This is a genomic window from Bacillus sp. UNC41MFS5, assembly GCF_000686805.1.
Window position 1 is genome coordinate 165472 of the sequence record NZ_JMLP01000015.1, and the last position, 22245, is coordinate 187716.

At 41.2% G+C, this 22245-nt stretch carries 19 protein-coding genes; 3 read left to right on the plus strand and 16 right to left on the minus strand.

Annotation, left to right across the window (positions count from 1 at the left end):
- Window positions 1-11: 11 nt before the first annotated feature.
- The 4 genes from nirD to BR30_RS0108770 form a co-directional block, all read right to left on the minus strand.
- Window positions 12-332, minus strand: a complete 321-nt coding sequence (nirD, locus tag BR30_RS0108755) for a nitrite reductase small subunit NirD (RefSeq protein ID WP_026564702.1) — start codon at window positions 330-332, stop codon at window positions 12-14.
- A gap of 6 nt (window positions 333-338) precedes the next feature.
- Window positions 339-2753, minus strand: a complete 2415-nt coding sequence (gene nirB / locus BR30_RS0108760; RefSeq protein WP_026564703.1) for a nitrite reductase large subunit NirB — start codon at window positions 2751-2753, stop codon at window positions 339-341.
- A gap of 195 nt (window positions 2754-2948) precedes the next feature.
- Window positions 2949-3935, minus strand: coding sequence for a hypothetical protein (locus BR30_RS0108765; protein WP_026564704.1), 987 nt, complete (start codon window positions 3933-3935; stop codon window positions 2949-2951).
- A gap of 23 nt (window positions 3936-3958) precedes the next feature.
- The gene (locus BR30_RS0108770; protein ID WP_026564705.1) at window positions 3959-4186 is read right to left on the minus strand and encodes a hypothetical protein; all 228 of its coding nucleotides are present in this window, start codon (window positions 4184-4186) and stop codon (window positions 3959-3961) included.
- A 195-nt stretch (window positions 4187-4381) separates the two neighbouring features.
- Between BR30_RS0108770 and BR30_RS0108775 the strand changes: the two genes are divergently transcribed.
- Window positions 4382-5158 carry a hypothetical protein gene (locus BR30_RS0108775; RefSeq protein ID WP_231507653.1) on the plus strand — a complete coding sequence of 259 codons (777 nt, stop codon included), beginning with the start codon at window positions 4382-4384 and terminating at the stop codon, window positions 5156-5158.
- A 46-nt stretch (window positions 5159-5204) separates the two neighbouring features.
- Here the strand turns inward: BR30_RS0108775 and pruA are convergent, their stop codons facing one another.
- The 8 genes from pruA to BR30_RS0108815 form a co-directional block, all read right to left on the minus strand.
- A complete protein-coding gene (gene pruA / locus BR30_RS0108780) occupies window positions 5205-6752 on the minus strand; it encodes an L-glutamate gamma-semialdehyde dehydrogenase (protein WP_026564707.1) in 1548 nt (515 codons plus the stop codon).
- 623 nt (window positions 6753-7375) lie between these two features.
- Window positions 7376-8533: a CamS family sex pheromone protein gene (locus BR30_RS0108785; RefSeq protein WP_026564708.1), complete on the minus strand. Its 1158-nt coding sequence runs from the start codon at window positions 8531-8533 to the stop codon at window positions 7376-7378.
- A gap of 13 nt (window positions 8534-8546) precedes the next feature.
- Window positions 8547-10556, minus strand: a complete 2010-nt coding sequence (gene ligA, locus BR30_RS0108790; RefSeq protein WP_026564709.1) for an NAD-dependent DNA ligase LigA — start codon at window positions 10554-10556, stop codon at window positions 8547-8549.
- A gap of 73 nt (window positions 10557-10629) precedes the next feature.
- On the minus strand, window positions 10630-12903 hold the full coding sequence (gene pcrA / locus BR30_RS0108795) for a DNA helicase PcrA (RefSeq protein ID WP_026564710.1): 2274 nt from the start codon (window positions 12901-12903) through the stop codon (window positions 10630-10632).
- A 71-nt stretch (window positions 12904-12974) separates the two neighbouring features.
- Window positions 12975-13658, minus strand: a complete 684-nt coding sequence (locus BR30_RS0108800; protein ID WP_026564711.1) for a heptaprenylglyceryl phosphate synthase — start codon at window positions 13656-13658, stop codon at window positions 12975-12977.
- Between the two features lie 127 nt (window positions 13659-13785).
- Window positions 13786-14100, minus strand: a complete 315-nt coding sequence (locus tag BR30_RS0108805) for a YerC/YecD family TrpR-related protein (protein WP_026564712.1) — start codon at window positions 14098-14100, stop codon at window positions 13786-13788.
- Window positions 14101-14129: 29 nt separating this feature from the next.
- Window positions 14130-15179, minus strand: coding sequence for a DUF3048 domain-containing protein (locus tag BR30_RS0108810; RefSeq protein ID WP_026564713.1), 1050 nt, complete (start codon window positions 15177-15179; stop codon window positions 14130-14132).
- Between the two features lie 65 nt (window positions 15180-15244).
- A complete protein-coding gene (locus BR30_RS0108815) occupies window positions 15245-16990 on the minus strand; it encodes an adenine deaminase C-terminal domain-containing protein (protein WP_026564714.1) in 1746 nt (581 codons plus the stop codon).
- A 171-nt stretch (window positions 16991-17161) separates the two neighbouring features.
- Here BR30_RS0108815 and BR30_RS0108820 point away from each other — a divergent pair, with 171 nt between their 5' ends.
- Both BR30_RS0108820 and BR30_RS38655 read left to right on the plus strand, forming a co-directional pair.
- Window positions 17162-17467, plus strand: a complete 306-nt coding sequence (locus tag BR30_RS0108820) for a YgaP family membrane protein (protein ID WP_026564715.1) — start codon at window positions 17162-17164, stop codon at window positions 17465-17467.
- Window positions 17468-17692: 225 nt separating this feature from the next.
- Window positions 17693-17806, plus strand: coding sequence for an EYxxD motif small membrane protein (locus tag BR30_RS38655; protein ID WP_331280775.1), 114 nt, complete (start codon window positions 17693-17695; stop codon window positions 17804-17806).
- Here BR30_RS38655 and purD read toward each other — a convergent pair.
- From purD to purM, 4 genes are read right to left on the minus strand one after another with little or no spacing between them, the layout of a single operon-like run.
- Window positions 17803-19077 carry a phosphoribosylamine--glycine ligase gene (purD, locus tag BR30_RS0108830; RefSeq protein ID WP_026564716.1) on the minus strand — a complete coding sequence of 425 codons (1275 nt, stop codon included), beginning with the start codon at window positions 19075-19077 and terminating at the stop codon, window positions 17803-17805. The two genes, BR30_RS38655 and purD, sit on opposite strands and share 4 nt — an antisense overlap.
- Before the next feature lie 19 nt (window positions 19078-19096).
- Window positions 19097-20635 (minus strand): bifunctional phosphoribosylaminoimidazolecarboxamide formyltransferase/IMP cyclohydrolase, encoded by a 1539-nt coding sequence (gene purH / locus BR30_RS0108835; RefSeq protein WP_026564717.1) that lies wholly within the window; start codon window positions 20633-20635, stop codon window positions 19097-19099.
- The gene (gene purN, locus BR30_RS0108840) at window positions 20610-21212 is read right to left on the minus strand and encodes a phosphoribosylglycinamide formyltransferase (RefSeq protein ID WP_026564718.1); all 603 of its coding nucleotides are present in this window, start codon (window positions 21210-21212) and stop codon (window positions 20610-20612) included. The genes purH and purN overlap by 26 nt, the downstream gene beginning before the upstream one ends.
- Window positions 21209-22243 carry a phosphoribosylformylglycinamidine cyclo-ligase gene (purM, locus tag BR30_RS0108845; RefSeq protein WP_026564719.1) on the minus strand — a complete coding sequence of 345 codons (1035 nt, stop codon included), beginning with the start codon at window positions 22241-22243 and terminating at the stop codon, window positions 21209-21211. The genes purN and purM overlap by 4 nt, the downstream gene beginning before the upstream one ends.
- Window positions 22244-22245 lie beyond the last annotated feature (2 nt).

Sequence of the window (22245 nt, forward strand, 5' to 3'; positions counted from 1 at the left end):
CCCATTCCTTCTTATCTGACAATAAACACGATATCGTCCTCTAATTCTACCTTAAATGTCCGCACTTGACCTTCATCCGGTGCCTGTACTTTACCATCTTTTAAAGAAATTTTCCAATCATACACGGGGCAATATACATATTTGCCACTAACAAGCCCTTCTGAAAGAACACCGCCTTTCGGATGTGGACTGCGATTTTCGATCGCATATACTTCTCCGCTCGTTACTTTAAAAAGTGCGATATTAGTGTCATCGATTTTAAGTGAATAGCCTGACCGAACTTTTATATTTGAATAGTTTGCTACTGGAATCCGAGTTATTGTTTGTAGCATTTGGATTCACTCCCCTACCTTAATTGTATGATTTGCATAATATTTATCTTTGATTTCTTCACTTTGAATCGCTTCATTCCAAGGCTCAATATACTTTTTCAATGTCTTATCCATGCGCTCGTTTAAGGCCTTTCGCGTTTTCTCGTTCGCAAGCACGTCTTTCACATGGTCCAAGCCGACGCGTTCTACCCATTTAGACGTACGCTCCAAATAATTGGCTGTTTCACGGTAGTATTGCAGGTAGGCACCGGTCATCTCCATCACTTCGTCCTGTGTTTTGACCGTACATAAGAGGTCACCGGCACGGAGATCAACCCCGCCGTTACCAGCCACATAAATCTCCCAGCCGCCATCAATGCCGACAAAGCCAATGTCTTTAATGCCTGCTTCAGAGCAGTTTCGCGGACAGGCAGATACACCCATTTTTACTTTATGCGGGGTATCAAGGCGTTCAAATTTCTTTTCTAATTCAATTCCAAGGGCCATTGAATCTTGTGTGCCATAGCGGCAAAATTGTGCGCCGACACAGGTTTTCACCGTACGAAGGGTTTTTCCATAGGCATAACCAGACGGCATATCCAGCTCTTCCCACATAGCTGGCAGGTCTTCTTTTTTCACCCCGAACAAGCCAATTCTCTGCCCGCCTGTCAATTTAACGAGCGGTACCTCATACTTTTCGGCAATCTCAGCGATTTTTTTCAAATCAGCTGCTGTTGTTACCCCGCCATACATCCTTGGAACAACAGAGTAAGTTCCATCTTTTTGGATATTGGCATGCATTTTTTCATTGACCAGACGAGAGTCACGATCATCTTTGTATTCATCCATGTGAATCATACCAAGGTAGTAGTTAATGGCTGGACGGCATTTGGTACAGCCTTCCTCATTGTTCCATTCCAGTACGTTCATAACTTCTTTCACACTTGTTAAGCCTTTTTCTTTGATTTCGGCCACTACTTCATCACGGCTTAAGGTTGTACAACCGCAAAGGCTTGTTTTTTGAGCTGCCGCTTCATCAAATTGGTCTCCAAGTGTGTGTGCGAGAATACTGCTAACCATTGGTTTACAACGACCGCAAGAACGGCCAGCGTTCGTACAATGGCTCACTTGGTCTAAAGTGGTTAATCCCTGTGTTTTAATCGCTTCAACAATGGCACCTTTTGTGACTCCATTACACCCACAGACTAATTCATCATTCGGCATAGAAGCCACATCGTCAGTGCCACCTTCACCGGTGCATTCTGTATGGAAAATTGACACTCCGCTGAGGTCTTCTTTTTTAGTCAGCATCCGATATAATCTAGTACTATCTTTTGTGTCACCATAAAGGACGATCCCTACGATAAAGTTGTTTCTAGTTAATACTCGTTTATAGAGACCTTCGTACTCATTGTAGATCATGATAGATTTAGTCGTGCTATCTTCAAAGATTTCTCCTGCAGAGAATAAGTCGACACCAGCCACTTTTAATTGTGTTCCAGTCACAGAGCCTTGATAAGGTTCTCCTACATTTCCGCAAATACGGTTGGCAAGCACTTTCCCTTGTTCATATAAAGGTGCAACCAAACCATAAACAAGTTCACGATGCTCCGCACATTCTCCGACTGCATACACATGTGGGACACTCGTTTCCATAAAGTCATTGACGACAATGCCACGATTCACATAGATGCCGCTGTTCTTAGCCACTACCGTATTCGACTTAATTCCAATGGCCATGACAACTAGGTCTGCTTCTACTTGTGAGCCATCTTTAAAACGGAGACCAGTAACGCGTTCGTCACCGAGAATTTCCACCGTTTCTTTTTCCATTAAGAAATTCATGCCTTGTCCTTCGAGTTCCGCCTTAAGGAGTGAGGATGCAACTGGGTCCAACTGGCGCTCCAATAGATGCGGCATAAGATGAACCACATCAACGGTCATCCCCAAGTTCAGCAAGCCTCTTGCAGCTTCTAGCCCGAGGAGTCCGCCGCCGATGACGACAGCCTTTTTAAATTGCTGTGCTGATTTGATCATCATTTCACAATCATGGATATCACGAAACCCTGTCACACCTTTTTTTTCTGCTCCTGGGATTGGCAAAATGAAAGAATTTGAGCCAGTTGCAATAATCAAATCATCATACTCGACTTCCCGGCCAAGATTACTAACTACTCGTTTTGCCTCCACATCAATGTTCACAATAGATTCGCCAGTAAATAATTGAATATTATTTTCTTTATACCAATCTAGAGGGTTAATAATGATATCTTCAAAGTTTGTATCCCCTTGAAGGATATTTGATAGTTTGATTCGATTGTAGTTTGGATACGGCTCTTGGCCAAAAATAGTTACCTCCAATGGCTCAGTTGCTACTTTTAGAATTTCTTCAATTGTTCTAACTCCTGCCATCCCGTTCCCGATCATTACTAGTTTTTTCATCACTGGATCGCTCCTTATATGTTACATCAATATTTTTGAAGATTATTATTAAGGTTTTCTATATATTTATATTGTAAATGCTAGTGTTGATAAAATTTGTGAAGTTCATCACATTCAAATTATTTTTGTGAATGAATTCACATATTTGTCATAGTTATTGCAAAAAAAATAGCACACAAATGTATGCTATCTCGACTAGACTATCTTTTTTTCCGTTTTTTGTAATAGAAATGGTTGGACCCATAAATTAATGGCTGGGACTAGCACACCTATGACTGTAACCGGTAGAAGCTCCCATAATTCCAACGGCGGTGTGATGAGGATACCTGAAATATGAATAAAGTACAAAGAAAGAAAGTAAGCGACACTGCCTACAAGACCTGCCACTCGAGTGTCTTTTCTAATCAATAAATAGCTTAATGGGATCAATAAAAGTGTGATTGGTACATAGGAGGTTGGATAACCCACAGTGGCAAAAATGGCTTTTCCGACAAATCGGAATAAGATATATAGTGCTGTTGCCATGACTGGGATGGTATTATCGCGAGAATAGCGAATGATTAAAATAGTAAGGAGAGCAACCATTAGGATGGAATAAATCGGATATACCCACTCAGGAATGCCGCCAAAAATCTGTGAGGCGGGGTCTGAGATTAATTCAAGGATTTCTTTTGAGGCAATCGACTTTCCATGAATGTACTGATCATAGGAAATCGCACCATTTTCCTGCTGCATATTCGGAAACATTAAGCATTCAAGGAGATACATCGCAAACCACGTATGAAGGGACTTCCATGATGGTTGAATTTCTCTCATATGGATAAAGTACCCTCGCCAAACGCCAATAATCATCATATCTGTTCCGATATAATAAATAAAATGGGTCGGACTCCAGGTTGTTAAATCAATACCATAGGCAATATGGTAAGTAAAATCTAAGGGAATGCCAATTAGGAATATGACATATCCAATTGTAATTAGATTTCTCGAAAGACGGTCCATATATTGTGGACGCCGCCACTCTTGTAGTAACAAAAGGGCTCCTAAGATAAATCCGATCGTATTCACAATATGGGGAATCGAATATTCCTCAAATAAATATTTAAAATGGTAAGAAGCATCCCACGCGGACCCAATGAATTTTAACAGGAAGGCAAGTACCCACAAACGGTAATATTTCAACGATAACATCTCCCCTCTTTCCCTCATCCAAGCAGGTCGAAAATATCCCCAAAGATGGCGATTAGGATATAATTGATGGCTAAAGCAATCGCAAACGTTATTCCCGCGGTTCGAACAGGTTTCTGACGAAATAGTTTATAGATAAACACAATCCCTGCTGTGACAACAAAAATATTACAGAGTAAAAATGTCCAAAGTAAACTTTCACTATGTTCCACCGTTGTGACGTGTAGTAGATATAATGGAATCAATTTTACAATCCCCCACTTTTACTTCCTTACTGCCTTTTCTCTATATTATCATTATTTTTAGTATATGGGACTTATTAATTACATAAAATCCTTGCATTGGTTGAATTAGGTAATGTATTTTATAGAAAGTAAGTTTGCGAATGATTGGAGGAATTCCCGCTGAAAAAGTCCATTGTCGTTATGCCCCTTTTGTGCATGGCGCTTTTATCTGCTTGTAATCCGATTAGAGTCCCAAAGTCGGGGATGGACCATGGGATGAGTGCCACTCCAACTGATGTCATCCCTACAAAGTCTGAATGGAAGATCGAGGATCATCCAAATGCAAAAAAGGAAATACCCATTTCACTGTATATTAAGGATGAATCAAATCAACCGATCCAATCATTTGACACGGTTCACGAGAAAAAAATGCATCTATTTATTTTTAGTAAGGATCTAGCTTATTTTTCTCACATCCATCCAAAATATAAGGGGAAGGGAGAATTTGCTTTTACCACAAAGTTCCCTTCCGGCGGAGATTACTTGTTTATCTCTGAATTTACACCTAAGGGCGGTGGGGACCCAAGTATGGAAAGTCATTGGGTCGAGATTGAGGGCAAGACCGCAGAAGAAAAGCCTCTCGTCCCAGATCGGAAACTAATCAAAGTAGTAGATGATAAAAAAGTGACGCTCTCATTTGACCATTTGATGGCAGGAATGACCGTTCACATGAATTTTACGATTAGTGACGCTGCCAGCAACCAACCGATTAAAAATCTACAGCCTTATTTAGGAGCCATGGGGCATGCCGTTGCCATAAGCGATGATGCGGGGAAGTATTTGCACATCCATCCAATGACAACCAAAGGAAATGGTCCAAAGGTAACCTTTATGACTATTTTTCCTGAAAAAGGGATCTATAAGGTGTGGGGCCAATTTCAGCAGGATGGCAAAGTATTTACGGTTCCTTTTGTAATAAATGTACCTGAGTAAGTAAAAACCCCCTTCTCGTCTTCGAAAAGGGGGTTCACTTTTATTATTAATACATTTCAGACGTAGTTTTTGCCTGCATATGAAGCAGCAAGTAGTCAGGACCGCCTGCTTTGGAGTCAGTACCGGACATATTAAAGCCGCCAAATGGCTGGTAGCCAACGATAGCTCCAGTACATGAACGGTTGAAATACAGGTTCCCAACATGGAAGTCTTCACGAGCTTGCTCTAGGTGTTCACGGTTCGTCGTGATTACAGCACCAGTTAAGCCATACTCTGTGTTGTTGGCAATTTCAATAGCATGAGTGAAATCTTTCGCTTTTGTAAATCCAACAACTGGACCAAAGATTTCTTCCTGCATGATGCGCGCATCTGGAGCAAGGTCCGCAATAACAGTTGGTTTGATAAAGTAGCCTTTAGAGTTGTCGCCTTCGCCACCAGCCATTAACTTACCTTCTTGCTTACCGATTTCAACGTATTCCATGATTTTTTTGAACGCATTATTGTCGTTCACTGGCCCCATGAAGGTTCCTTGGTCTGTAGGATCACCAACTGTTAATTGGTTCGTTAATTCAACCACACGGTTCAAGACAGTATCATAAACATCCTCAACGATGACTGCACGAGAACATGCTGAACATTTTTGACCAGAGAAGCCAAATGCACCAGCAACGATTGATTGGGCTGCAAGCTCAAGGTCTGCTTCACTGTCAACGACGATCGTATCTTTACCGCCCATTTCAGCGATTAAACGCTTCATCCATACTTGTCCAGGGTTTACTTTAGAAGAACGGTCAAAAATGCGAAGTCCAACATCACGTGAACCAGTAAAGCTGATAAAGCGAGTATCTTTGTGGTCAACTAAATAATCGCCCACTTCAGCACCACTACCTGGTACAAAGTTTAAGACACCCTTAGGAAGACCTGCCTCTTCCATAACTTCCACAAACTTTGCTGCAACTACTGGTGTAGTAGAGGCTGGTTTTAATAGAACGGTGTTCCCTGCTACAATTGCAGCAACTGTTGTACCTGCCATAATCGCTAATGGGAAGTTCCAAGGTGAAATGATAATTCCAACGCCTAGTGGAATATAATTGTATCGGTTAAATTCGTTTGGACGGCTATTTACTGGCACACCATCTTTAAGGGTCAGCATTTGGCGTCCATAATATTCAAGGAAGTCAATCGCTTCTGCTGTATCTGCATCCGCTTCTCTCCACGGCTTACCTGCCTCTTTTGTTAAAAGAGCAGAAAACTCATGCTTACGGCGGCGAATAATCGTTGCTGCTTTAAAAAGTACATCGGCGCGAACTTCTGCTTTTGTTTTTTTCCAAGTTTTAAATGCTTCAACTGCTGCTTGCATAGCTTTTTCAGCTAGATCTTGGCTGGCTTTTGAGACGCGGCCAATGATTTCTTTCGTATTAGAAGGGTTATAAGAAACAATTTTATCCTCAGTTTTTATTCTTTCTCCACCAATAACTAGGTCGTAGTCCTGACCTAAATAACTTTCAACTGTTTCTAATCCTTTTAGATAGGCCTGGCGGTTTTCCTCAGTTGTAAAATCTGTAAATGGTTCGTGTTTGTAAGGTTGTACCATCTTATTTAAACCTCCTATGTATTAAAAACGTTTTCACTCCATTGTACATTCTAACACGTTTCATTTCAGTGCCGCAATGATAGTTGATTCACACAAAAAAGACGGTTTCCCCGCCACGAAAGGTTGCGGAATCCTCTTTTTTAGTGATTTATTCTCAAATTTTGTTGTTTTTCAATGTAACTCCCCTTCTAACAACGCTTTAATCATAGAAAAAAATTTCTATCGGCGAATTATTAGGTTCTATCGGCGAATTTTTGTATTCTATCAGCGAATTTTCATATCCAATCAGCGAATTTCCATGTTCTATCAGCGAATCGAAATAAGTCTACATTCAAAAATAAATGGGGGCTGGACCTGAACAAATCAGATGTAGTGAACCCAAGCTGTTACATAATCCATTCCTTCTATTAAGAATTAATCAAACGATTGGTTAGTTTATTTAACTTTTTTTAAATTACCCAGATTTATCATATCCTCAACACGATTTAATCAATCGTTTGATTAGTTTTCCCATTTTCCTAAAAAAATCAGATGTACCATAGCCTCATGTACATTTAATCAATCGTTTGATTAGTTTTTTGTCCATGCTTGGACATAAAAAAAATCCAGCTTTTCGCCGGATTTTATTGATAAATATGGACAAATGGTTCGGTTTCATTCGCCTTGCGGACAATCAAGGCTTCTGGTCCGTCTACAGAAGTAACACTTACCGAAACGGATAAATACTTAGGAAAATGTTCCATGACAAGTCCAGTTACATATTGGGCAAACCCAATCCCTTCCGTTTTTCCATAGAATTGAATCGGGATATTAATATTCAAATCCTGCAGTTGATCTCCGATATAAAAGGCTCTGCCGATTACGCCATTATAATTAGGAAAGTACTCCTCCACATCCTGCTTAAAGTTTAAAAATGCAGTCAGGTCATCACGGTGTGCATTCTTTGCATCGGTGGAAGGGAAAAGAAAGTACTTTTCATCTACCTTTTCCCAACTGTTTAAGGTTGCACTGCCTTCGTCGACAGTGGAATAGGTACTGAAGTTACCAGGAACAACTGAAGATTTACTTGCTTGTTCAAATAGGGCAATCGTAATCGGAACATTCTTTAAGTTTTTCATGTTCCTCATACGCTTCACTATTTCTGCTGCCATTTTCTTTCCTTCCCTGACCAGTTCTGAATGAGGGATTTTTTGCTCAAAGGTATCTCCATCTGCTGTTTTTTTATAGTAATAAACGGAATTTAAGGCAAGTCCAATCGTAACACCACCGAGCGTTACATTCCCTTTATCATTTTTTACTAAATAGTCGTGTTCTAATATATGTGCTAAATAAATCGGCGAACTCGGTTCACCCTTTTTACCAGTATTCACCGGGTTTAACCCGATGTTTTCAGCCTCTTTTAGTCCTTCATCCTTTAATTGCGCTTTTGTAAATTTACGGTTTAACCAAAGTCTGATGTATTTTTCCTTAATTTCCTGTCCTTCGCGGAATAAATATTTTTCCGTATCAAACGAATTTTGGGCAATTCGCATTAGCCCCATTTCAAACTCGTTTAAGTCATATCTTGTATTAATATTATTAACGACCAATCCGCGAGCTTCCCCTGGTTCAAACGGCAATATCGTCCGATAATAGTTGTCCGAAATATTATATTTTGGAATAATTGCCTTCCCTTCCACTTTCTCCTTTGTTTGCACCGTTTCATTTTGCTTTTCAAAATTTGGTGCACAGGCACTCAGCAAAAAAACAAGGGAGAGAGCGAGCAATGAGAGTTTTCTCACATCGATACACCTCTTATTTATTAAATTCAGCTAGGAGTTTCTCCTCGTCCCACACTTCAATTCCTAGTTCTTGTGCTTTAATTAATTTTGACCCTGCATCCTCACCAGCAATGACCAGATGTGTTTTTTTACTGACACTGCCAGCCACATTTCCACCAAGCGCTTCGATTTTATCTTTCGCTTCATTTCTGGATAATTGTTCGAGCTTTCCAGTGAGAACCACTGTCTTACCTGCAAAAATGGAATCAGACTCATCAGCAGCAACAGGCCTTGCACCCTTATATTCCATATTGACACCAGCAGCGGCTAACTCGTTGATTAACTCGATTGCTTCTTCTTTTTGAAAATAGGCGACAATCGAATCCGCCATTTTATCACCGATTTCATTAATGGCCAGTAAATCATCTTTAGACGCCTGTGCGAGTTTGTCCATTGTACCAAATTGTTGCGCGAGCGTCTTTGCTGCCTTGGCTCCTACATGACGAATCCCTAAGCCAAATAAAAGCTTTTCTAGTGAATTTTCTTTTGAAATTTCGATGGCTTTGATTAGATTCGTTGCTGATTTCTCACCCATTCTTTCAAGGGCTAACAGCTGTTCACGGGTCAGTTTATAAATATCAGCGACATCTTCAATTAATTTTTCTAAAAAAAGCTGGCTAATTACTTTTCCCCCCAGGCCATCGATGTTCATTGCAACTCTTGAAACAAAGTGAATTAATCCCTCACGAAGCTGTGCCGGGCATTTTGGGTTGATACAGCGTAAAGCCACTTCGCCTTCCAAACGGACCAGTTCGCTTTCACATTCAGGACAATGCGTTGGCATGTGGAATTCCACTTCTTCCCCTGTACGCTGATCAGCCAAGACATTGACTACCTCAGGAATAATATCGCCTGCTTTTTTAACAACGACTTTGTCACCCAGTTTAATATCTTTTTCACGGATCAAATCTTCGTTGTGCAGAGAAGCACGTTGGACGGTTGTCCCTGCCACTTTAACAGGCTCAAGAATCGCCGTTGGGGTAATCACACCGGTTCTGCCTACACTTAACTCGATATCTAAAAGGGTCGTGACCACTTCTTCTGCAGGGAATTTATATGCAATCGCCCAACGTGGACTTTTCGCAGTCGTGCCGAGTGATGACTGGTGGGCATAGGAATCTACTTTAATAACGATCCCGTCAATTTCATAAGCAAGATGCGGTCGCTTCTCCACCCAGCTGTTTACATATTCAATGACTTCATCAATGGAAGAACATTTTCTTCGCTCTTGATTAGTTTTAAAGCCGAGACGGTCCAGGTAATCGAGTCCTTCACTATGTGAATCAATCCCGCTGCTCTCACTAATATTACCGATTCCATATAAAAAGACATCCAGCCTTCTAGATGCAGCAATTTTCGGATCCAGTTGTCTCAACGACCCTGCCGCTGCGTTCCTTGGATTCGCAAACAACTCCTCGCCACGTTCTGCTCGTGCTTGATTCAAAGCTTCAAACGAACGTTTTGGCATATAGGCTTCCCCGCGAACCTCCATTGACACATTTTCACGCAGACGGAGCGGGATAGACTTAATCGTTTTTATATTAGCCGTGATATCTTCACCAATGGACCCATCTCCACGAGTGGCCCCTTGAATAAAGAGCCCATCCTCATACCGTAAAGAAACAGCAAGTCCATCTATTTTTAACTCACAAACATAGGAAAAATCATCACCGACCGCTTGACGGATACGGCGGTCAAAATCCTTTAAGTCCTGTTCCTTAAAGGCATTGCCAAGACTTAGCATCGGTGTACGGTGTTCCACCTTTTCAAACAAATCGAGCACGGCACCGCCAACCCTTACGGACGGGGAATCCGCTGTTTTTAATTGTGGGAACTTTTCCTCAAGCTCCAATAACTCTTGCATTAATTGGTCATATTCAGCATCTGGTACGGAAGGTTTGTCTAACACATAATATTCATAGCCATAGTGGTTTAACTGGCTGCTTATTTCAGCAATTCTCTTTTCTGCAGTTTGAAGGTCCATATATCCAGTCCTTTCTAAAAGGATTTTCATGAGCAGCTCCCGAGCGGCTCATGAAATTTTTCTCTCTAGGTATTTACGCCTTGGTAATCGGGGCAAATTTGGCTAACAGTCGTTTGATTCCAACCGGACTTGGAAAAGCAATATCAAGTTCCGTTCCTTCCCCTTTACCTTTTACGCTGACAACGGTTCCGGTGCCCCATTTCCCGTGTTGGGCTTTATCGCCAACCTTCCAGCCGAGTTCATCTCCAGCAGAAGCAGCAGAAACGGGTCTCATAACTGGTTTTCTAGCCGAAGCCGGTGTACTAAATGATGTTTTGGGGGCTCCGAATGAGGAGCTCCGAGCAGAACCAAATGATTTACCAGTTGAGCCAAATGGTGAACTCAGCTTTTTCTCTGCCGGTTCAACACCCTCGATCAGGTCCGCAGGGATTTCCTTAATAAAGCGGGAAGGCGGGTTCATATTGGTCCTTCCAAATAATGTCCGCATTTGGGCATTGGTCAGGAACAGTGTTTGCTCCGCTCTAGTGATTCCTACATAGGCAAGACGGCGTTCCTCTTCCATTTCTACTTCTTCCATCAACGAACGGCTATGCGGGAAGACGCCTTCTTCCATTCCAATTAAGAAGACTACTGGGAATTCCAGACCTTTTGCCGAGTGAAGGGTCATAAGCGTAATAGATTCAACCTTCTCCTGTGTATCTTCATCAAGGGCATCAATATCAGCAACAAGGGCTAAATCGGTTAAAAAGGCGACTAGACTCTTGTCTTCACTTGCATCTTCAAAGCTTTTTGTTACTGACAATAATTCCTCAAGGTTTTCAAGACGGCTTTGTGCTTCCAGCGACTTTTCCGCTTTCAGCATTTCACGGTATCCTGTTTTATCGAGCACTTCTTCCACCAGTTCTGTGACAGAAAGATACTCTTGCATATTTGTATAATTACCAATTAAATCGCGAAATTCCCGTGCTGCTTTCGTGATTTTCGGACTTAATCCTAACAGTTCAACGGACTCAAGCGCTTGATAAATCGATAAATCATGCATGTCAGCAAAATTAGCGATTTTATCGAGAGAGCTTGATCCTATCCCGCGTTTAGGCACATTGATGATCCGGCGTAAACTGATATCATCATCAGGATTCGAAATTAACCGTAAATAAGCAAGCATGTCCTTAATTTCTTTCCTGTCATAGAACTTTGTCCCACCGACGATGGAGTATTCGATATTTGATTTAAGTAATACTTCCTCCATCACACGGGACTGAGCGTTGGTGCGATAAAGAATAGCAATGTCGGTTAATTTGCGCTCATTATTCCGAGTTAATTCTTTAATTTTCCCGGCAACGAATTGGGCTTCACTCTGCTCGCTGTCGGCTCGGTAATAAACCAATTTGTTCCCTTCTGGGTTTTCGGTCCAAAGATTCTTCGCTTTTCGGTTCAGGTTGTTTTCGATCACTTTGTTGGCAGCTAAAAGAATCCTTTTTGTAGAGCGGTAGTTTTGCTCTAGTAAAATAACTGTTGCATTCGGATAGTCTTTTTCGAATGAAAGGATATTGGCAATATCCGCCCCGCGCCAACGGTAAATGGATTGGTCTGAATCCCCGACTACGCATAAATTTTTAAAACGACTTGCCAGCTGCTTGACGAGCAGATACTGGGCTTTGTTCGTATCCTGATACTCATCCACATGGATATATTGAAACTTACGCTGATAATATTCGAGAACATCTGGTACACGTTTGAATAATTGAATCGTCATCATAATGAGGTCATCAAAGTCTAGTGCCTGATTTTTTCGTAATCTCTTCTGGTATTCTTCGTACACCTTAGCGACGACATCTTCAAAATAGCCTCCGCCTGCTTTCTTATATTCTTCCGGGTCAATCAACTCATTTTTAGCTGAACTGATCGACCCTAAAATCGCACGGGGATCAAATTTCTTTGGATCAATATTTTTTTCTTTTAGAATGGTTTTCACCACGGATTGCTGATCGGTAGAATCAAGAATCGTAAAATTTCGGTTAAAACCAATTCGGTCGATATCTCTGCGTAAAATTCTTACACACATCGAGTGAAAGGTGGAAATCCATATTTCTTCGGCAGCTCCGCCCATCATTTTCCCAATCCGTTCTCTCATCTCTCGAGCTGCTTTATTTGTAAATGTAATCGCCAAAATGTTATAAGGATTCACCCGTTTTTCTACAATTAAATATCCAATTCGATGGGTAAGCACCCTAGTCTTACCACTTCCGGCTCCGGCCATTAGTAACAGCGGTCCATCGGTTGCTTTAACCGCGCTTTGCTGTTCTGGATTCAATCCGTTTAATAGCTTATCACTTAAATATTGCATATTATCCACCGCCAATACAAACATTTGTTCTTATTTTTATCTTAACGTTTTTCCTCAACATAAGCAATGATCTATCGTTTGATCTTCACAGTTTCTAATGCTAGATCAAAATTTTCATAAATCGCGTTTCCGACGACAATGACATCTGCATGTTTGGCCATCTCTTTAGCTTGGTCGATGGTTGAAATTCCCCCTCCATAGAAAAGGACTGTCTCCTCAAGCGAATTTTTCACGTCAGCAATCAGGTTTACATCCCCATATTTGCCGCTATATTCTATATAAAAAATCGGAAGGTGAAACATTTTTTCAGCCATAACCGCGTAGGCAGTTACTTCTTCATTTGTTAATTGGGTATTTGCATTTGTCAGTTTTGCAGCTTTGCATTCTTCGTTCAATATGCAATAGCCCTCCATGACAATTTCCTCCCAATCCATGATTTCACCAAATTCCCTAACTGCTTGGTGGTGAAGTCCAGTAATCCATTTGGCATCACTGCTATTTAAGATGGTTGGAATAAAGTAAAGGTCGAACCCTGGTGTAACTGTCTCAATCGTTGAAACTTCAAGGACACACGGCACCGAATATCTACGAATTCTCGCCATTAAATCGAGGACATTTCCTAGTGTAATTCCATCTGTCCCCCCTACAATTATTGCATCCGTTCCAGACTCACAGATGATTTCTAATTGATCATCCGATAATTCTTTATTTGGGTCGAGTTTGAACACATGCCGCCACTCGCGAAAATCATACATCAAAAAGATCCTCCCACATCATCAATTCCATTACACCATTATAGCACTAGCCGATTCGATAAAAAAACAATACAGTAAATCTAAATTTAACCAAAAGAAAAACCGAAGAGGGTTCTCTCCGGCTTGTTTATTCTTTTTCAGTTAAAGCGTTGTCGTTCTTTACTCGTTCTAACACCATTTCATACGTATCATTCCCATAGTTCAAACACCGTTTTACCCGTGAAATGGTAGCTGTGCTAGCTCCGGTTTCTGTTTCAATTTTATGATAGGTATTCCCTTCGCGAAGCATTCTTGCCACATCCAGACGCTGTGCTAATGATTGTATTTCATTTATCGTGCACAGATCGTCAAAAAATCGATAGCATTCTTCTAGATCTTTTAATGAAAGAACGGCCTGAAATAACTGGTCAAGTTCTTTTCCACGTAATTTATTAATTTGCATTTTCTTTACCCCTTTAATTGTTAAAATGACTATTTATCAAGCGAGATGCTCTTCTCGAGACCTGGATTGGTTGGAACTACATTGATCCATGTTTTTCCTGGTACAAGTGGAACATCTGCGCCATTTTTGACGGGAACAATTTCTCCGTTCTTATTCTTCCATTCCACTTGGTTCACCTTACCCTTTTGCAGCAGATATGCTTTTCCGCCAGACTCAAGATCAATTTCCCTACGCCCATACGAATCGATAAATCGATGCTTAGCTTCAACAATAAAAATATTATCAACTAACACAGGCTCTTTTGTATCTAAATCGACCGTTTGCTCATCGCCTGAAAACCGCTTATATTTGCCAGTGGCTGCATCAAATTCAAACTTGGAGTTGGAAATGCCGCCATTAGAATATTTAATCTTCACAGATTTTGCATCAGCACCTGTAATATTCTTCATTTCATCCTCTGTCAAAAACGTAAATGGGGCTGGACTTTTTTCCATCGAATATTTCTTCTGCTTTGCACCTTTTAAAATATTTTCATACGTAATATAGGAGTTATGAGGTGCTTTACGGGTCTTCGAACGTTTAAATAGCGTACCGTCATAGACGATTCCATTTAGGTTATCAATATAGTTATTATTAAGGAGTTTCTTTGCCTCCGGGCTATATCCATGAGCAATGTAGAGAGCGTTAAGTCCCTTGGCCAAGAAAATATAATAGTCTCTTGCACTCCTTACAGGACCGATATTCTTCGGTTTTTCACTCTGAAAGACGGCTAGAAAGCGTGTAATATCTCCTTCTGCAAGAATTTCGTAAATGAGATCTGCTTTGGTTAGACCTGATTGCGGTCTTGCTTTTGGGTGATTATTAATCATAACGGCTACAGCTCTTGTATCAGTACTTGTTTCAGACCCCACCCCTGTTAATGGATAAAAATAGGGGGCGACTGGTTTCTCCACTGGCTGCTCTGTCTCAGTTTGTGTTACTGTTTTTTCCTTCTTAACAGGTTCCTTTTCCTTTTCCTTGTTACTACATCCAGAAAGTAGTAACAGGAAAACCAACATGAAAACAGTCCATTTTTTCATTTTCATGAACACCCCTATTTACTTTCTTTTCACTTTCACACTTTAACCCTTTACTCACTTACAGTTTAACGCATTATTGACGGAAAGAGTACTGTTTTATTCATTACATCGTACATTCCCTGTGGAGTAATCCGAATGTACGGCAAATGTGTCGCTGAAAAGAAGGCAAGACTGTAAATTGGATCAGAAAATCCATAGCCCCGCTCTCTTAACTCAATCAGCAGCTGCTTTTCTTGGCAGATTAGCTCTTCAATCGGAAGGTGTGACATAATTCCATTTAAAGTTAATGGCAGCTCGCAAACTTCTTTAGAATCCTCTACCATTACAATGCCGCCGCCTAATTCTTTCATTCTATTAAAAGCATGCAGCATATCTTGTTTATTTTTTCCTATTAAAATAATATCTCCTGTATTGGAATAACTACTTGCCAATGCTGATAAAGTGGTAGCAAATCCTTTTAATAATGTATTAATTCTCCACTTCCCATTTCTGTCCATCAAGGTAAAATAGCATTCATCATGATTCGAGGACAGTTCATCTCCTGAAGCATCGATCGAAATGGAATAGGGCTTTGTGATGACGGCGTTTTCCATCTTGATCCCAAATGGCATCGAAAATTGCAAATCATCTAAAGTCAATTCCCAATCCACTTCCAACGGTTTTAGCCCATATTCTTTCCATGTCATTGGAGGATAGGCATCAACAACAGGTTCTCCATCCCTTTTCACCCATTTCCCTTTCGCGAGAACGGATTTAGGTGTTGGATTCTCAATACTCGATAAGAAATTAATATCGGCTACCCGGCCAGTGGCAATGTTGCCATGGAGATGCTCAATCTTGTAATAACGAGCAATATTTACGGTGGCCATATTATACGCATCAATGACTGGAACACCTTTTTCAATGGCAATGCGAATTACCGTATCGGTGACTCCCTGCTCGTAAAAAGTCGAGGATGCGCCGTCTGTATTAAGCATTAATCGGTCATAAGCATCAATACCTAATCGCTTCATATCGTCCAATATATTTGGTAAATCCGGCCGAATCGAAGAATGCCTTAAGGACACCATATACCCTTGTATTAAGCGATTGTATACCTCCTCACCCGTCATTGCTTCGTGGTCACAGTCCGCCCCAAGCAGCATCATTTTTGCCAATGTTTTTTCCGAAGCTCCAGGGAAATGCCCTTCAATTTGCTTGCGCATCCGTTTCGCTTCTTGAATCCAATGGAGCATCATATCATCGCCATCAAGCAGTTTCGGCCATCCTGTTAATTCCCCGCCCTGCAGGACCTCATCGTGCTCAAGCCATGATTTAACATTACTATGTGAAAAGATTTCTTCTTCATTCAAAATTTCAGTTTGAGAATCAAAACGGCTCCACCAAAACATTGTTGTTGGAATCGCACGGAGATCCTTTAACAATGAAAACGCTTTCGTTTTATTTAAATGTAAAATAAGAGCCATATTATCATTGATTAATGTTGTCGTCCCAAACTGGGATGCATATGCTGCAAGCGTTAGGGGATTATATAATTGAAACGGATGGGCGTGTGGTTCGATATAACCTGGAACAAGAATCTCATTGGTACAATCAATGATTTCACAGTTATCAAGATGAGTTGGCAAGTTTTCGCCCACATAAACAATCCGATCTTCATAAATCCAAATATTCGCTCTCAACCACTTTCGAAACGTCTGATTTAAGTACAAGGCGTTTTTCAATAAAATGGTTGGAGACGCTTTTCCATCTAAAATGGAAACATGCATGCGTAAGTGTTTATTTTTCCAGCGGTAGCGTTGTCCTAGCATACGTCTTCCTCCCTTTTCAAAAAACTTTCTAATCTATATAAGAATAAGTTGAATTAACAATAAAGAAAGCCCTTACAAAAAATTCTTTAGATACTATACTATCATATTTTGCTGTTTAACGCATTAAAGAATTGATAATAATTGTAACTATTTTGTGAAGGAGTGAACATAATGAATGTGAGACCAAATATCAGTATTATTAATGCTTTAATTCGCATCACCATTGGATTAACGATTCTTTCCTGGACTACCTCCAAGCTTGTCAAACACCCTTGGCGCGATTCTTATTTATTTGTTGCTTTGTGTGGGGCAATGAAGGTGGCAGAGGGAATAGTCCGCTTTTGCCCGCTAACGGCCTTATTTGAAAAATGCCAGTGCATGATTTCTGAGCACGATCAGGCGATGGATTCAATGGACGGGATGGAAGGGCTAACTAACCAAAAAGGCGAAGAAATGTTACCTTATAATCCAACTTAAAGTGAATTAAATTAGCATTTGTAAATAATTTCAAGTCTTTGTAAAAATAATTCAAATTTTGGTTGAAAAATTCGATATTTCGTATAAATAGTTCAAACTTTGGTAGAAAAGTTCGATATTTCGTATAAATAATTAAAGTTTTTGTAAAAAAATCAAGTTTCACTTTTTAAAGCAAGTAAAAAGGGCTGACCTCAGCGGTCAGCCCTTAATAGGAGTTGAATCTTCATGTATTGGGAGTATCTAACGGATATGTCATTTGTTTTAATTGCCATTATTGGCAGTATCTTGGCACTTCTTTATACATTTATCCGTCGAACTAGTAAAAGGCGTACTCGTTAGCTCTGAACGGGGTGGATCGCTTTTGCCCCGATATCTTTTCTATAAAATACATCCTGAGACGTTAACTTTTTGAGTTCCGCATATACTTTTTCGCGCGCCGCGACTAAGCTTTCTGCCTTCGCCCCAACAAGAAGCACCCTGCCTCCGGCTGTTACAAACTCACCTTTATCGTTTTTGGCAGTTCCTGCATGGAAAGTAAATACCTCATCGGAATTAAAATCAGTCAACCCAGTTAGCACTGCCCCTTTTTCATAGGCTTCAGGGTATCCTTTTGCAGCAACTACAGTACCAATCATTGTTTGCTCATCCCACTCTAAAATCGGTGTTTCACCCGCTAAAAGATCTAAGATGACTTGAACTAAATCTGATTTTAACCTCGGCAGTACAACTTGTGTCTCAGGGTCACCAAAGCGGGCATTAAATTCAATCACCTTTGGTCCAGATGTAGTTTTTATCAAGCCGGCATAAAGGACTCCGCAAAAACTTCTACCTTCTTGGACCATCGCTTTAGCCGCCGGAAGAAGGACGGTTTCGACCGCAGTTTGAATCGTTTCTGCTCCAATCTGAGGAACAGGGGAATAAGCTCCCATTCCGCCTGTATTTGGACCAAGGTCCCCATCATAGGCCCGTTTGTGGTCTTGAGCAATTTCAAGTGGGACAACTACTTCTCCATTTACAAACGCCATCAATGAAAATTCTTCACCTGCTAAAAACTCTTCAATTACCACCCGTGAGGAGGCAGCACCAAATTTTGCATCAACTAGCATTTCTTCGATGCTGGAAAGAGCCTCTTCTTTCGTGAGCGCAACCGTGACACCTTTTCCTGCTGCCAATCCGTCTGCCTTAATGACAATCGGTGCCCCTTTTTCTTCGATATAGTTACGGGCTTCCTCATAGTTAGTGAACACAGCATAGTCAGCGGTTGGAATTTGATATTTCTTCATTAGTTCCTTAGCAAATGACTTACTGCCTTCAATCTCGGCTGCGTTGGCACGCGGACCAAAAACAGCCAAACCAGCTGCTTCAAATTTGTCCGCCAAACCTTCAAGCAACGGTACCTCAGGTCCAATGATCGTCAAGCCGACACGGTTTTCCTTGGCAAATTGAAGAAGTAATTCATGTTCTGACTCTTCAATCGTGACAATCTCCGCTACATCGGTCATCCCAACATTCCCCGGTGCAACAAATACTTTTTCTACATTCACGCTTTCACTTACTTTTCGGCAAATCGCATGTTCTCTACCGCCGCGGCCGATAATCAGTACGTTCATTCGAATGCCCTCCAACCGATTAATGTTTGAAATGTCTTACACCCGTAAATACCATAGCGATTCCATATTCATCTGCTTTTTTAATGGAATCTACATCACGGATTGATCCACCAGGTTGAATAATTGCGGTAATACCAGCTTTTGCTGCTGCTTCAACGGTATCGTCCATTGGGAAAAAGGCGTCAGATGCAAGTGCTGCTCCCTCTGCTTTTGAACCGGCTTGCTTAAGGGCAATTTCCGCTGCTCCGACACGGTTCATTTGTCCTGCTCCAATTCCAATCGTCATATCCTCTGCCGTCACAACAATGGCGTTGGATTTCACATGTTTAACAACTTTCCAGCCCAGCTTCAATGCTTCCCATTCCGCATCTGTTGGTTGTCGTTTCGTTGCAACTGTTACGTTTGCATCTTCTAATGTGAAACGGTCCTGTTCTTGAACTAACAAACCGCCTTCAATTGTTGTCATCTTAAACTCAGGTTTTTTTGCATCATTAAATGGAATGGTTAACAGGCGCAGATTCTTTTTCGCTGTTAAAATCGTTAACGCTTCTTCAGAGAAAGATGGCGCAATAATAATTTCTAGGAAAATTTCATGAAGCTTAGCAGCTGTTTCGGCATCCACTTCCCGGTTGAACGCAATGATTCCACCAAAAATAGAAACGGGATCTGCCTCAAATGCTTTTGTGAATGCTTCAAATCCAGTTTCACCTGTTCCGACACCGCATGGATTCATATGCTTTACAGCTACTGCAGCTGGTTCTGAAAACTCTTTAACAATCTGCAAGGCTGCATCCGCATCATTAATATTGTTATAGGAAAGTTCTTTTCCATGAAGCTGAACTGCATTGGCAATCGAGAACGTCGAACCAAGTGGCTTCTTGTAAAAAGCAGCTTTTTGATGTGGATTTTCTCCGTAACGAAGGGATTGTTTTAATTCGTAAGTTACCGTTAATGTCTCTGGATTTTCTTCTTCTGATAAATTGGTCATGTATTCAGCAATTAAGGCATCATAGGCCGCCGTATGACGGAATACTTTGGCAGCAAGCTTTCTTCTTGTTTCAAACGTTGTTGCGCCATCAGCCTTTAATTCGTCAATAACCGTTTGATAATCAGTTGGGTCGACAACTACGGTTACATATTGGTGGTTTTTTGCAGAAGCACGAAGCATGGTTGGTCCGCCGATATCAATGTTTTCAATCGCATCTGCTACGGTTACATCTGGCTTTGCAATGGTTTGCTGGAATGGATAAAGATTGACACAAACGAGTTGAATCGCTTGAATTCCATGCTCGTCTAGCTGCTGTTGATGGTTAATGTCATCTTGTTTGGCAAGCAAGCCGCCATGGATGAATGGATTTAATGTTTTCACACGACCCTCTAAAATTTCTGGAAATCCGGTTACATCACTCACACTAAGAACAGGAATTCCCTGTTCCTGAAGGGCCTTTTTCGTGCCTCCCGTAGAAATCAGTTCGTAGCCGAGACTAACTAATTCCTTGGCAAATTCCGTAATTCCATTTTTATCAGAAACACTAATTAACGCGCGCTTTTGTGTCATTTAGTACATCTCCTTGTGTCAATAGCATTTGAAGTATGGATGGATAAAGCTTATGTTCGCTTTTCTGGATTTTTTGTTGCAGACTCTCTCTTGTCTCATTTTCGTCAATTCGAACCCGTTCCTGAATGATAATTGGACCTGTATCCATTCCCTCATCAACAAAATGGATAGTAATTCCGCTCCACTTCACTTGAGCTGCCAATGCCTGCCCAATCGCATCCTTCCCTGGAAAAGCAGGAAGCAAAGATGGATGGACATTGACGATTCTTCCTTTATACTCAGCTAACAATTTGGGGCCAATCAAACGCATATAACCGGCTAGGACAATGAATTCTACACCATTGGCCTTTAATTGGGCTAAAATTTCTTCTTCATAATGTTCCTTACTAGGATACTCCTTTGCGCTAAAAACAAAACTTGGAATCCTCGCTGCGTTGGCTCTTTCAATCGCAAAAGCGCCCGGTTTGTCACAAACTAAAAGAGAAATGTCTGCATCAAGGTCGCCCGCATCGACTACATCAATAATCGCTTGAAAATTACTTCCGCTCCCTGATGCAAACACCGCGATCTTTTTCATAGGCGGCCACCTTGAGCTTTGATGTTAATTCCTTGATTACCTGTAACAACGCCAATTTCGCAGGCAGTTTCCCCAGATTGTCTAAAGTGTTCTAACACGTCGGCTGCATCTTCACGATTCACAGCGATAACCATACCAATACCCATGTTAAAAATATTATACATCTCTTGATAATCAATTTGTCCATGGGAAGAGATCAGTTTAAAAATAGGTGGGATCTCCCAGCTTTTTTCATTCAGCTCGGCTCCTAAACCTTCAGGTAACATCCGTGGAATATTTTCAATAAACCCGCCGCCCGTAATATGAGCCATTCCTTTTAGCTGGAACTTCTTCAATGCGGACAAAATCGGTTTCACATAAATTTTTGTAGGCTTGAGTAACTCTTCTCCTAATGTACAGCCAAGTTCATCGACGAAATCCAGTAACGACCAGTCATTAAACACTTTTCGTACCAAGGAATAACCGTTGCTGTGAATGCCGCTTGAGGCTAAGCCAATTAGGACATCACCTTCTTGAATAGTTTCACCAGTGATAAGCTGTGATTTCTCACAAGCACCAACTGTAAACCCGGCAAGGTCATACTCATTTTCACTATATAATCCAGGCATTTCCGCCGTTTCACCGCCAATTAGTGCACAGCCAGCCTGCTCACATCCGTCCGCAATCCCTTTAACGATTGCCTCGATTTTTTCAGGCTGCGCCTTACCGCAGGCAATATAATCTAGAAAGAACAAGGGCTCTGCCCCTTGAACGACAATATCATTGACACACATGGCGACCGCATCGATCCCAATCGTATCATGCTGATCCATCCAAAAAGCAATCATTAGTTTCGTGCCCACCCCATCGGTGCCTGACACCAAAACGGGTTCTTTTAATTGCAGTGCGGATAAGTCAAACATACCGCCAAATCCACCTAGGCTGCCAAGGACGCCAGCCCGGGCTGTTTTTTGAACATGCTTTTTCATTCTCTCGACGGCTTCATAGCCGGCTTCGATATTAACTCCTGCTTGTTTATATGCATTTGCCACGC